We start from the raw sequence: 13,675 nt of genomic DNA on the forward strand, positions 1-13,675 counted from the left end.
GGTCGAATAAAGTTCCACAAAGTCCAAAGCACCTAAGCCTCAAACCATCAATCAGCAATCCAGCCAATCCGGAAACCTAGAGCGAGAAACTTCGTCGCCAGCAGCGCCGCCGCCCTCGTTCAGTGACGCGGCTTATAAGTCCTTCCCTCAGACATAGTCAACAGTGCTTTTTGGAAAAAAGTGAACTTTCTTACAACGCATTGATTTTGAATGATAATCCTGCTTGGATAACTGGAGGTCCTATCATACGGTCCGATTCCCCGCACCCGCAAGCAATGTGCTGCTGCAAAACGGCTTAAAATCGTCTCCGCCACTATTCCGCCCTCACAAGATCACAATCGGATGGTCTCAAGGGCGCGCGGTTTATGCGCGCACGATTCAGGCAGGGATAGGCGCATAGATTGCGCGCGTGGCGCGATTTGACTTCCATGCCCGGAGTATGCACATCTTTCGGCCCAGCCGAGACGGCGCCGATGAACCATGAAAGGACGCGGACAAAACTGCCATGATGACGGAGAGGATGATGATACGCTCGTTGGGCAACGAGCCGCCGCTTCTCGCCGATGGCAGACGGGCGCCAGACAGGCGCGAGGTCTCGCTGCGCTGGCTTTCGGGTACGTTCCTCACCGGCATCACCTCCAGCGTTCTGATGGGTGTGGCCCTCTTTGCCGCCCTCGACGGACGCCAGCAGCTTGCAATCCCGGCTGAAGCCTATGCCAGCGCCAATACGGACGCGCTTGCAGATACCGGTGTTACGCGCGGGGACAGGCTGATTGCGCCGGCAATCGCCGCCAAGCCCTCTGACCGGGCAATCATGGAAGTCTCGACCGTGGTTCACGACGGCGACAAGGAAGTCGTCCGCCGCCAGCCGTTCTCGCATGTGAAGATGCGGCTTGCCGCAAATCATGTCACGACCGAGGACTATCCGGATTTCGATGCCCTTGCGATCTTTTCCGCCGACGAGGGACAGCCTGCCCCGGCAGCGCGCACCGGCGCGATCTACGGTTCCGATGTCGAGTCCGAAGTCAGCCTCAAGACCGTTGCCTTCCCGACCGGGAAAAGCGAGTTTCAAACGCTGCCCGGCATGACCCTGGACGAAATCGAGGAGAATGTCCGCTCGAACGGTTCGGCGCTGACCGATGGCACCACGCAGGTCTCCGCGCTTTACTATGTCGATCCTCAACGCTTCTCGAACGAGGACAACGATATCGATCTGACCTCCGGCCTTTCGGCGCGTGTTCTCGAGCAGAACATGACGGTCTCCGCGCCGGAATCGATCACGCCGGAGACCGAGGAATTCGCAGACGACATCATTCCGGCCCGTCAGGACGTTACGATTGCCAAGGCGCTGATCGATTCAGGCTATCCTGAACCGCAGGCAAAGATGCTGGCGGCCAACCTGTCCGCGCTGTTCGGCAGCGAAGAACTCTCCAAGGGCGATGTCCTGCGCATCGGCATCATCCAAAAGGGCGAACAGGCCAGGCTTATCCGCGCCAGTGTCTATCGCGGCACCCGTCATCTTGTCACGATCGCCCTCGACGACAAGAACCGCTTCGTCCAGGCAAGCGAGCCGCCCACGCTTGACGCGGTCGCGACCGCTTTCGACGACAATTCCCAATCGGTACCGGCTGGCCAGAACCTGCCGAGCGTCTACGACGGCATCTACCGGGCTTCTCTCTCCTATGGCATGACCAAGGAGATGACGGCGCTGATCATCAAGCTACTTGCGGCAAACGTCGACTTCCAGGCGCAGCTGAGGCCGACGGATTTCCTGGAGGCCTTTTTTTCGGTCGCCGATTCCAGCGGCCGCGCGACGGCGGATTCCGAGCTGCTCTACGTCAATGCCCGCTTCGGCGACACGGTGACGCGCTTCTACCGCTTTCAGGATCCGGACGGGAACGTCGACTATTTCGATCAGGACGGCAAGAGCATCCGCCAGTTTCTGCTTCGCAATCCGGTTCCGAACGGCATCTTCAAATCCGGCTTCGGCATGCGCCGCCACCCGATCCTGGGCTTTGCCCGCATGCATACTGGCGTCGACTGGGCCGCCCCGCGCGGCACGGCGATCATCGCGACCGGCAACGGCACCGTCGAAAAGGCGGGCTGGGACTCCGGCGGCTACGGCAACCAGACCATTGTCCGTCACGCCAACGGCTACGAATCCTCCTACAATCACCAGAGCGCCATCGCCAAGGGCATCGTTCCCGGCTCCAAGGTGCGCCAGGGCCAGGTGATCGGCTGGGTCGGCACGACAGGCGAATCCACCGGCCCGCACCTTCATTACGAGCTGATCGTCAACGGCACCAAGGTCGATCCGCTCCGCATCCGCCTGCCGGGCGGCAAGTCACTTGACGGCGATGCGCTGGCGAAGTTCGAGGACGAGCGCAAACGCATCGACACGCTTTTGAACAATCAGCCGGTCGATCAGGTCGCCAGCAAATAGTTCCGACAAAAACGGCGGCCGAAGCCGCCATTTTCCTTCTCTGGTCGCCGGTTCTCAGGCTGCTTCGTTGACAGCAGAGCTGCGCGTACGGAACAGCAAGCGGTCCGTGCCGCTGGTGATCTTCACCGTCGACCCGTCGGGCACCTGGCCGGAGAGGATCTGCTCGGCGAGCGGATCCTGCACGTACTTCTGGATCACCCGCTTCAGCGGCCGCGCGCCATAGACCGGATCATAACCCTTGTTGGCGAGCCAGTTTCGGGCATCCTCGTCGAGGTCGATCGTGATCTTGCGCTCGGCAAGGAGTGCGATCAGCCGCTTCAACTGGATATCGACGATCGCGCCCATTTCCTCGCGCTTCAGGCGATGGAACAGGATGATTTCGTCGACACGGTTCAGGAACTCCGGCCGGAAGTGAGCGCGTACGACCTCCATCACCTGCGCACGAACGGTGTCGCTGTCGTCCCCTTCCTTGAGTTGGGTCAGGTACTCGGCGCCGAGGTTCGAGGTCATGATGATCATCGTGTTGCGGAAATCGACCGTCCGGCCCTGGCCGTCGGTCAGGCGGCCATCATCCAGAACCTGCAGCAGGATGTTGAAGACGTCGGGATGCGCCTTCTCGATCTCGTCGAACAACACGACCTGATACGGCCGGCGGCGAACAGCTTCGGTCAGCGCACCGCCTTCATCATAACCGACATAGCCGGGAGGGGCACCGATCAGCCGGGCCACGGAGTGCTTCTCCATGTATTCCGACATATCCATGCGCACCATTGCCGTTTCGTCGTCGAAGAGGAACCGGGCGAGCGCCTTGGTAAGCTCCGTTTTGCCGACACCGGTCGGGCCGAGGAAGATGAACGAGCCGATCGGCCGGTTCGGATCCTGCAGACCGGCGCGCGAACGCCTGACCGCGCGTGACACGGCCTGGACCGCATCCCCCTGGCCGATCACCCATTTGGCGAGCTCGTCTTCCATGCGAAGCAGCTTCTCGCGCTCACCTTCCAGCATCCTGTCGACCGGAATGCCCGTCCAGCGGGAGACGACATGCGCAATGTTGTCAGGGGTCACTACCTCCTGCACCATGGCGCTGCGATCACTGTCCTGCTGCTCGGCTTCCGTCAGCTTCTTTTCCAGTTCCGGAATGACGCCATAGGTCAACTCGCCGGCACGCTGAAACTCGCCCTTGCGCTGGGCGATCGCCAGTTCGTTGCGGGCTTCGTCGAGCTGCTTCTTCAGGTCGGCGGCAAGACCGAGCTTCTGCTTTTCCGCCTGCCAGCGGGCCGTCAAGGCATCGGCCTCTTCCTCAAGACCTGTCAGCTCGGTTTCAAGCCGCGTCAGGCGATCGGCAGACGCGGCATCCGTTTCCTTCTTCAGGGCCTCGCGTTCGATCTTTAGCTGGATAATGCGGCGGTCGAGTTCGTCGAGCTCCTCGGGCTTGGAATCGACCTGCATGCGCAGCCGGGCCGCCGCCTCGTCGACAAGGTCGATGGCCTTGTCCGGCAGGAAGCGGTCGGTGATGTAGCGGTTGGACAGCGTCGCCGCAGCCACCAGCGCGGAATCCGAGATACGGACCTTGTGATGCTGCTCGTATTTTTCCTTGAGGCCGCGCAGGATCGAGATCGTGTCCTCGACGGTCGGCTCCTCGACCATCACAGGCTGGAAGCGGCGGGCAAGCGCCGGATCCTTTTCAACGTGCTTTCGGTATTCGTCAAGCGTGGTCGCGCCGACGCAGTGCAGCTCACCGCGGGCAAGGGCCGGCTTCAGAAGGTTGGAGGCATCCATCGCCCCATCGGCCTTGCCGGCTCCGACCAGCGTGTGCATTTCGTCAATGAAGAGAATGATCTCGCCATTTGCCGACTGCACCTCATTGAGCACGGCCTTCAGCCGCTCTTCGAATTCGCCGCGATATTTCGCGCCGGCAATCAGCGCGCCCATGTCGAGCGCCATCAGCTTCTTGTCCTTGAGCGATTCCGGCACGTCGCCATTGACGATGCGCAAGGCGAGGCCCTCGACGATCGCCGTCTTGCCGACGCCGGGCTCGCCGATCAGCACGGGGTTATTCTTGGTGCGCCGGGAAAGAACCTGGATCGTACGGCGGATTTCGTCGTCACGGCCGATAACCGGATCGAGCTTGCCCTCCCGGGCCTCACTGGTCAGATCACGTGCGTATTTCTTCAGGGAATCGAAACCCTCCTCCGCGTTCGCGGAATCGGCCGTACGCCCTTTTCGAATTTCGTTGATGACCTGATTGAGCGCCTGCGCGGTCACGCCGGCGTTTCTAAGGGTGGCAGACGTCGAAGCCGAGGCTTCGATTGCCAGAGCTTGCAGCAGCCGCTCGACCGTGACGAAACTGTCGCCGGCTTTCTTCGCTGCCTCCTCCGCCGTCGACAGGACCTTAGCAAGCGGCTGGGACAAATAAATGTTGCCGCCGCCGCCGGAAACCTTTGGCAGCTTGGCGAGCACCGCATCGTTTGCAAGCCGGGCGGCCTTGGGATCTCCGCCGGCGCGTTCGATCAGCGAAGCGGACATGCCCTGGTCGTCGTCGAGCAGGACCTTGAGGACATGCTCCGGTGTAAATTGCTGGTGCCCCTGCGCCAGAGCATAAGTCTGGGCGGACTGGATGAAACCCCGCACCCGCTCGGAGTATTTTTCAATATTCATGCTGTACCTCCATAAATCGCCCTGCCCTAATATAAGGCGCAGGCCGATGACTGAGATTGAGCTCCCTCAAAAGGCGAGCCCTGTCCGCCGCATCTGGGATTTGCCGCGAACAAACCTGGTCAGGATATGGTGGAGAATCTGTAGAGTTTAAAGGGGCATGCGGCGGGAAAATCCGTCCGGTTTGAGCGCACCGGGCGGTGGCTCTTCATTCTCAAATTGGTGCGTCATGCGCTGCGCTGCTTGCCGACATAGGGTAGCGCGAACAGGTAGAGGCCTGTGAACAACAGCAGGAAGAGCGGCGGCAAGGGTGAGTAAACCACCCAGGCGGGTGGCGTCCCCAATGCCATGGCGACGAAGTTGGCAATGACTGTCACCGTAAAGACCATGGAAAGCCAACGATGGACCTGCCAGATATATTTGTTCCAATTCAATGATCGCTCCTCCTCAACGAAGCCGGACGCCGGCCGTCGGTCATAGATCCGTTTTTCACTCAACTCGATGCTGTCTTCTTCGTTCGCGGCTTGGCGGCGAGCGACATGAGTGCCTTCAAGGCTTCCCTGTCGATTTCGCCTCCCGCATGGATGTCGATGGCACGCCTGATATTGCCCTCAAGGCTGGAATTGAAGGGACCCGAGGGATGCTTGCCGGATAAGTGCCCTGATCCGGGCGAGAGTCTCACTGTGGCAGTCGGCTCCTTTATCCGTCGAGACTGCCCTCAGTCCGCCCGCGCCAGAACCTGCTCCAGGTTCGCAAAGAACTTCTGCCAGCCGAACCGCGCGCCGTTGTAGGCCTGCTGCTGATCTGGCCGGAAGCCCGATTGTTCCATGCGCAGCTGCGTTCCCGTGCTGGTCGGCGTCAGTGTCCAGATGACAACGCTCTCGAGTCCATGAGCTGCCCAGGTGTAGGAAAGCGTCCTGTTCGGCTCGACTTCCAGGACTCTGCAATCCACGGCACCCCAGTCGGCGCTGAGTTTGAAGCTGTGGTGCACGACGGGCCTGAAGTCGTTCTTCATGAGCCACTCCTCGATCAGATGCGGCTGCGTCAGCGCCCGCCAGATCTTTTCCGGCGGAAAAGCAACGTGCCGTTCGACGACGACGGAGAGTGTTTCGATCGAGGTCTGGGTCATTGGTCCATCTTTTTGAGCAAATCTTCGAGGTCGTCGAACCGGCTTTCCCAGAAGCCGGCCATCTGGCTCGTCCAGTCGACCAGTGGGGCGAGCGCCTTACGCTGCGCGCTATAATGCGTCTGGCGGCCTTCGTGGCGGTCACGAACCAGGCCGGCGTCCTTCAGAACCTTGAGATGTTTCGAAACGACCGGCTGCGAAACGCCGGCCTGCGCCGTCAGGACGCCAACTGTCTTCTCCCCCTCACGGCACAGCCGTTCGAAGATGGCCCGCCGGGTCGGGTCGGCAAGCGTTCTGAAAAGCGCATCATGGGTGTTCGGCACCGAAATCCATACCTCATTGGCTATGGATTTACGTATAGCCAGAGAGGTATGAATGAGTCAAGCGGCAATGCCGACAACCCGTCGCGCAAAAGAAAAGGCCGCTCGTGGGAGCGGCCTTTTGATCAAACCATCGTCTTGAAACGAAATTACTCGGAAGCCGCTTCCGCCAGCGCCGGCGCAGGCGTCTCGTTTGAAGCGCCCTCATCGGCGCCTTCACCCTCTGCGCCACGGCGCGGGCGGCGCGGGCGACTGCCGGCATTGCGGCGGCGAGGCTGGCGCTCCCGCGGGGCGGCGGAGGTTTCTTCCTCCATGGCGACTTCGGCTGGAATTCCTTCGATTTCCGGCTGCGGACCGGTCCCGTCAATGGCTTCCTGCTCCGCAACTGGAGCCGGAGCCGGGGCTGCCGCTTCCGCGCGCTGCTCGCGGCGATGCTGCTCGCGCGGCGGCTGAACGACAACAACTTCGTCGCTGTCTACCGTATCCAGCTCGTCACCTTCGCGCTCGAGACCGTCGCGGTCCGTGTATTCGTTCCGATCATCGCGCTGGAAGCGTTCCTGCATCTGCGCCTGGGCGGCCGCAATGATCCGGTTGTAGTGCTCTGCATGCTGCAGGTAATTTTCAGCGATGACGCGGTCGCCGGAGCTTTGTGCATCACGGGCAAGCTGCGCGTATTTTTCAGCAATATGCTGAGCCGTACCGCGAATCTTCACGTCGGGGCCGGAGCTGTCGTAGCTCCGAGTCAGCGGATTGCCGCCCTTGCGGTTGAAATTGTTATTATTGTTATTTCCGCCGCCGTTGTTGTTACCACGCCCTCGACCGCGCTTGTTCTGCTGTCCTGGCCTCATAGATCGCTCACCTGAATTCTCTGTTTGTGTGGATTGATGGCACCAACCGCCGTGGCCGGAAAACCGACTCAGAGCCTTCGTGCCGCAAGCATAATGCGCCTTCGCGCCGACCCGCCGCTTGTTCTCAAGTCATATTGACTGATTCACGCATTGGGTCGTGTTCAACCTTCGAAACTCTCGTTTAAAAGAGTGGACCCCCGAGGCTGACCAAGTACCGAACGAATCTGTGTTCATTCCTGACTGCCCAACACGTAGGGGCAACCTATATTGCTTCCCTCGGAAATCCAAGCCCTTTCTTCGCAATAGCAATATTGTTCTGTTCCTATGCTGCAATTTGTCGCTCAAGCATTGAGTGCGAACACGAGCACCCGGTCATTTTGGCCATAGTCTTTTGCCGATCCGACACACTGGAAGCCCGCAGCCTCGAAGACCGCCGTCACATCATTCCGCTGATCGTAGCCGATTTCTAATCCTATGACGCCATCTGGCTGCATAAACCTGGCCGCATCCTTGGCTATCGCTTTGTACGCGTCAAGCCCATCAGGGCCACCGTCCAGTGCTGCCGCCGGATCAAATTTCGTCACTTCAGGAGCTAGGTTGGCAATGACATTGGAAGCAATATAGGGCGGATTTGAGACGATCGCGTGAAACGTGCCACTGATGTTCTGAAACCAGCTCGATTGCACGACTTCGAAACGCTCCCCTAGTCCATTTCTTTCAGCGTTTGATTTTGCCGTGCTCAGGGCATCTGCCGATACATCGCTACCGATACCCGATGCTTCCGGACATTCGCTCAACAGCGCGAGGCATATCGCCCCGGTTCCGGTTCCTACGTCAAGGATATGGAGATGGCCTTCCGTTTTTGCAAGACCTCTCAGAAAAGGAAGCATCGTATCGACGAGGATTTCGGTGTCGGGCCGGGGCTCCAGTGTTCCTTCGGAAAGCGAGAGCGGCAATCCGTAGAATTCCCGCTCGCCGAGGATGCGATGGACCGGTTCATGCGCCAGGCGTCTTTCTACTGCAGCCTTGATCAGCGCTACCTTTTCCTCGGCGAGGCGCTCATCGCCCCGCGACAACATTTCCGTCGATGAGAATTTCAGCAGTCCGGCGAGGAGCAGTCTCGCGTCTGTCACGGGATCGGCGATACCGGCCTCGATGAAGCGGCGGCGGGCTTCGGCCAAAGTTTCGGAAACCGTCGGCCCTTCCCCCGTCATTGCTGCTCGCCAAGCAGCGCCAGCTGGCTTGCCTGATAGTCGGCAAGCAGTGCATCCACCACTTCATCAATCTCGCCTTCCATCATCCGGTCGAGCTTGTAGAGCGTCAGGTTGATTCGGTGATCGGTGATGCGTCCCTGCGGGAAATTGTAAGTCCTTATCCGCTCCGAGCGATCACCGGACCCCACCTGGCTCTTGCGATCGGCAGATCGTTCACTCTCGGCCCTTTGCCGTTCTGCATCGAAGAGCCTCGAACGCAGAACTTGCATGGCCTTGGCGCGATTCTGGTGTTGCGACTTTTCCGAGCTGGTGACGACGATGCCGGTCGGCAGATGCGTGATGCGGACGGCCGAATCGGTGGTGTTGACGTGCTGGCCGCCGGCGCCCGACGAACGCATTGTATCGATGCGAATGTCTTCCGGCCGGATCTCGATATCGATTTCCTCAGCTTCCGGCAGCACGGCGACTGTCGCCGCCGACGTGTGGATGCGTCCGCCGGCTTCCGTTTCGGGCACGCGCTGCACCCGGTGCACGCCGGACTCGAACTTCAACTTGGCGAAAACGCCCTTGCCGGTAATCGTGGCGATAATTTCCTTATAACCGCCCGCTTCACCCTCACTTGCAGAAAGGATTTCGACCTTCCAGCCATTCGCCGCGGCGAAGCGTTCGTACATCCGAAAAAGATCGCCAGCGAAAAGTGCTGCTTCCGAACCGCCTGTGCCGGCGCGGATCTCGAGGATAGCGCTCTTTTCGTCGGCCGCGTCCTTCGGCAGCAGCAGAATCTGGATTTCCTGCTCCAGCGTGTCGATGCGCTCCTTGACTTCCGGCAGCTCCAATTCGGCGAGATCGCGCATCTCGCGATCGACGGACTTGTCCCCGAGCAATGCTTCGAGATCGGCGAGTTCCGCAACGGCCTTTTCATACGCGCGGATCTTGGCGACGACCGACTGCAACTCGGAATATTCGGATGCGAGCTTCACATAGACATCAGCGGACGGGCCAGCCGACATGCGCGCTTCAATTTCACTGAAGCGGCGTTCCAGCTCGCGCATCTTTTCAACGGGAAGCTTCGCCACCCTTCACTCCGATTCTTTTTATGGTTTGCTAAAGGGGAATATTGTTACTCGCGGCGAAGCCGACAAGCACCTCGCGTACCGGCGTCGTAGACACGACATCGTCCAACGCCTGGTTCACGACTTTGGAGAGGGCTTCAACTTCGAGCGCAAGCAGCATCGCTTTCACCGGCCCGATTGAGGCCGGCGACATTGAGACCGAACGGAACCCGATACCGAGCAGCGCCATCGCCGAAATCGGCTTGCCTGCCAGCTCACCGCAAAGCGTGACGGGAGTGTTATTGCGCTCGCCGGCGCGCACGATCTCGCGAAGGATCCGGAGGAACGGCTTGCCAAGCGGATCAAAGCGGTCCGAGACCCGTGCATTTCCGCGATCGACCGCCATCGAGAACTGAAAGAGGTCGTTGGACCCCACGGAGACGAAATCGACCGCCGCCATCAGCTCGTCAAGCTGCCACAGCAGCGCCGGCACCTCCACCATAGCGCCGAATTGCAGCTTGCGAGGCAAGCCGTGGCCAAAGCGGGAAAGATGCTGCACTTCCTTCTGCAGCAATTCGCGCACCGCGGCGATTTCGGAGACCTCGGTCACCATCGGCACCATGAGCTTCAGCTCGATGCCCGCCGCAGCCCTCAGCATGGCACGAAGCTGCGTCCGCAGTAGTCCCGGCCGATCGAGCGCGAGGCGGATCGCACGCCAGCCGAGCGCCGGATTCTCTTCCTCGTGGCCGCGGAAATAGGGCACTACCTTGTCGCCACCAATATCGAGCGTGCGGAAGGTGACGACGCGGCCGGCCGCCTGCTTCACGACATTGCGGTAGAAAAGCTCCTGCTCCTCCGCCTTCGGCATGGTCGACGCGATCATGAACTGCAATTCTGTGCGGAAAAGCCCGATTCCTTCAGCCCCCGATTCCGCGAGCTGCGGCAGATCGACCAGAAGGCCGGCATTCATCAGCAGAGAGATGCGCTGTCCGTCCTTGGTGAGCGGTTCGACGGAGCGCAGCGCCCGGAACTGTTCCTGCCGGCGGGCCCGGAAGCGCACCTTCTCCTCGTAGGACCGCTGATGCTCCGGCAGGGGCCGCAAATGCACATGGCCCTCGTCGCCATCGATGATGATAGCGTCGCCGTTTTCGGCAAGCGCTACAACGCCGGCCGCCTGCCCGATCACCGGAATGCCCATGGCGCGCGCGACGATCACCACATGGCTGGTGACCGCGCCTTCTTCCAGCACCAGGCCACGCACATTGGCGCGGGGATAATCGAGAAGCTCGGCCGCGCCCATGGCGCGCGCCAGAATGATCGCGTCGTTCGGGAATCCATCGCCCGCTGTCCGGCCCGAGTATCCGGTGAGCTGCCGCAGCAGCCGGTTCGCGAGATCCTCGAAGTCATGCATGCGTTCGCGCAGATACGGATCTGTCAAGCGCATCATACGCGCCTTGGTATCGCTCTGCACCTTTTCGACCGCGGCCTCCGCCGTGAGCCCGTTTCGGATCGCTTCTTCGAGCTTCCTCACCCAGCCCTGGTCGTGAGCGAACATGCGATAGGTTTCGAGAACTTCGCGATGCTCGCCCTCCATCGAGACGTCTCGCTGCGACAGCAGATCGTCGATCGAAATTCTGAGCGAGCCCAACGCCTCCGAAAGTCGGCGTATCTCCTTCTCCGAGTCCTCGTTCAGCAGGTTCGTGACGACGACGCGCGGCTCGTGCAGTACGACATAGCCAAGCCCGATGCCTTCATTGTAGGTATCGCCGTCGATCGTCACCGAACGCGTCAGATCGAGTTCGAGACCCGGCTTGGTGATCTTCTTCAGCTCGCCGGTGGCGATCATTTCGGCGAGCACCATCGCGGTGGTTTCGAGCGCTTCCAGCTCTTCTTCGCGGTAGGTGCGGCTCGCCTTGTTCTGCACGACGAGAACGCCAAGCGAGCGCCCGGTGCGCAGGATCGGCACGCCAAGGAACGAATGGTAGATTTCTTCGCCGGTCTCTGGGAGATAGCGGAAGGCTGGATGCGATTGCGCGTCGGAAAGGTTCAGCGGCTGCGCCGAAGCCGCGATCGTGCCGACAAGCCCCTGCCCCATTTTCAGCTGAGACAGGTGGACAGCCTCTTTCTTCAGGCCTTCTGTTGCATAGAGCTCGAGAACGCCGTCAGCGCGAAGCACATAGACGGAGCAGACCTCCGCCACCATGTTGCTGGCGATCTGGCGAACGATCCGATCGAGACGCTCTTGTGGCTCCAGCGGCTCCGCCATCAACTCGCGCAGCCGCTTGAGCAACACGCGCGGACCGCCGGAAAGGTCTCTCATTGCGTCTCAAGCTCCAAATCAAAAGCAGGATAACCCGGCAGGCCGCCACTTTCTACTTAACTCGAACGCGTGGCACACCTGCTGGGAATCAATTCTTATCCAGACCGTAGCAGGAATGCAAAGTCCTGACAGCGAGTTCCGCATAAGGACCGTCGATCAGGATAGAAATCTTGATTTCCGAGGTTGTGATCGCCTTGATATTGATGCCCTTTTCGGCAAGAGCTTTAAAAGCGGTGGCAGCAACGCCTGCGTGCGAACGCATGCCGATGCCGATAACCGAAACCTTGACCAGCCCCGATTCGTTCTGGACGACGTCGTAGCCGATTTTCTCCTTGTTCTCGCCGAGCACCTTGATTGCCTTCTCGACGTCGCCCGAAGGCACGGTGAAGGTCATATCCGTCTTGGAGCCGTCCTCGGAGATGTTCTGGACGATCATGTCGACATTGATATGGCTCTCGGCCAAAGGCCCGAAGATCGCTGCGGACACGCCCGGCCGGTCTGCGAGACGGCGAAGCGAGATCTGAGCCTCATCCTTGGCGTAGGCGATGCCGGTGACTACTTCCTGTTCCACGATTTCATCCTCGTCACAAATCAGCGTTCCGGGCGGGTTCAAGAAATCACCCATGCCCGGAGCATCGGGATCTTCGAAAGAAGAGCGCACGAAAGTACGAACCTTGTGCACCATAGCGAGTTCCACCGAGCGAACCTGCAGAACCTTGGCGCCGAGCGACGCCATTTCGAGCATTTCCTCGAAGGCGATCTTTTTCAAACGGCGCGCCTGCGGCACGATACGCGGATCGGTCGTGTAGACGCCGTCGACATCCGTGTAGATATCGCAGCGATCGGCCTTGACCGCCGCCGCAATCGCAACCGCCGACGTATCCGAGCCGCCGCGGCCGAGCGTCGCGATGCGGTTGTCCGGTCCAAGGCCCTGGAAGCCGGCGATGACGGCAACCTGCCCCTCGCCCATGCGCTTGACGATATCGGCACCGTCGATTTCGAGAATGCGCGCTGCGCCGTGTGCATTGTCCGTGCGGATCGGGATCTGCCAGCCCTGCCAGGAGCGTGCGTTGATGTCCATCGCCTGCAGCGCAATCGCCAGCAATCCCGAGGTCACCTGCTCGCCGGAGGCGACGACGGCATCATATTCGCGCGCATCGTAGAAAGGCGAATTGGCACCGACGACCTTCGGTGTGCCCTGCACCCAGCCGACCAGTTCGTTGGTCTTGCCGGACATCGCGGACACGACGACGGCCACCTCATGGCCGGCATCGACTTCGCGTTTGACGTGGCGAGCAACGTTCTTGATGCGGTCCAGATCAGCGACGGACGTGCCGCCGAATTTCATTACGATGCGTGCCATAAGCCTCTACCACAGCAAACCGCCGGGAGAGGCGAAAGCCCGACCCGGCACCACAAAGCCTTGGAAAGCGGCATGGCCAAAGAGCCCGGGAATTGGGAGTTCTGGAACCCTTCTTAGGCCTTGCGCCCAAGGGCCCAAGTTGCGGCGTCTCTTAGCGAGTTTGAAGTGGGGTGGCAAGGTGGACGCATGGAGATTGGAATAGCAGGTTGGGGCGAAACCTCGTGCCGCAAGAAAATCAGTCCAAAGTCGGCGGTCAGGCCGAGCCCGATTTGCGGCTGGTGCAAACTGCACCCTCTTTGGAGAAATTCGCTGATCGCGCGTCCAATTCAGTGTA

Annotated in this window: 11 protein-coding genes; 1 reads left to right on the forward strand and 10 read right to left on the reverse strand. The window is 60.3% G+C overall.

What is annotated here, in order from left to right:
- Positions 1-505: 505 nt before the first annotated feature.
- Entirely contained in the window at positions 506-2,443 is a 1,938-nt protein-coding gene (locus ACPYOI_RS15260; RefSeq protein WP_481423003.1) for a M23 family metallopeptidase, read from the forward strand.
- Positions 2,444-2,497: 54 nt separating this feature from the next.
- Here the strand turns inward: ACPYOI_RS15260 and clpB are convergent, their stop codons facing one another.
- The 10 genes from clpB to ACPYOI_RS15310 all read right to left on the reverse strand — a co-directional run bounded on the left by clpB (position 2,498) and on the right by ACPYOI_RS15310 (position 13,341).
- Entirely contained in the window at positions 2,498-5,101 is a 2,604-nt protein-coding gene (clpB, locus tag ACPYOI_RS15265; RefSeq protein WP_481419791.1) for an ATP-dependent chaperone ClpB, read from the reverse strand.
- 224 nt (positions 5,102-5,325) lie between these two features.
- The gene (locus ACPYOI_RS15270) at positions 5,326-5,532 is read right to left on the reverse strand and encodes a hypothetical protein (protein WP_481423004.1); all 207 of its coding nucleotides are present in this window, start codon (positions 5,530-5,532) and stop codon (positions 5,326-5,328) included.
- 59 nt (positions 5,533-5,591) lie between these two features.
- Positions 5,592-5,780 carry a hypothetical protein gene (locus ACPYOI_RS15275; protein WP_481419789.1) on the reverse strand — a complete coding sequence of 63 codons (189 nt, stop codon included), beginning with the start codon at positions 5,778-5,780 and terminating at the stop codon, positions 5,592-5,594.
- 36 nt (positions 5,781-5,816) lie between these two features.
- Entirely contained in the window at positions 5,817-6,227 is a 411-nt protein-coding gene (locus ACPYOI_RS15280; protein WP_481419788.1) for an SRPBCC family protein, read from the reverse strand.
- Positions 6,224-6,547: an ArsR/SmtB family transcription factor gene (locus ACPYOI_RS15285; RefSeq protein ID WP_481419787.1), complete on the reverse strand. Its 324-nt coding sequence runs from the start codon at positions 6,545-6,547 to the stop codon at positions 6,224-6,226. Before ACPYOI_RS15285 ends, ACPYOI_RS15280 begins: the two co-directional genes overlap by 4 nt.
- Before the next feature lie 146 nt (positions 6,548-6,693).
- Positions 6,694-7,392, reverse strand: a complete 699-nt coding sequence (locus ACPYOI_RS15290) for a DUF4167 domain-containing protein (protein WP_481419786.1) — start codon at positions 7,390-7,392, stop codon at positions 6,694-6,696.
- 341 nt (positions 7,393-7,733) lie between these two features.
- On the reverse strand, positions 7,734-8,606 hold the full coding sequence (gene prmC / locus ACPYOI_RS15295; protein ID WP_481423005.1) for a peptide chain release factor N(5)-glutamine methyltransferase: 873 nt from the start codon (positions 8,604-8,606) through the stop codon (positions 7,734-7,736).
- Positions 8,603-9,682, reverse strand: coding sequence for a peptide chain release factor 1 (gene prfA / locus ACPYOI_RS15300; protein WP_481419784.1), 1,080 nt, complete (start codon positions 9,680-9,682; stop codon positions 8,603-8,605). Before prfA ends, prmC begins: the two co-directional genes overlap by 4 nt.
- 28 nt (positions 9,683-9,710) lie before the next feature.
- A complete protein-coding gene (gene ptsP / locus ACPYOI_RS15305) occupies positions 9,711-11,978 on the reverse strand; it encodes a phosphoenolpyruvate--protein phosphotransferase (RefSeq protein ID WP_168832574.1) in 2,268 nt (755 codons plus the stop codon).
- A gap of 88 nt (positions 11,979-12,066) precedes the next feature.
- Positions 12,067-13,341 (reverse strand): aspartate kinase, encoded by a 1,275-nt coding sequence (locus tag ACPYOI_RS15310; RefSeq protein ID WP_168832575.1) that lies wholly within the window; start codon positions 13,339-13,341, stop codon positions 12,067-12,069.
- Between the last annotated feature and the right edge of the window lie 334 nt (positions 13,342-13,675).

The sequence above is a fragment of the Rhizobium sp. SVR5-2C genome, from assembly GCF_056755115.1.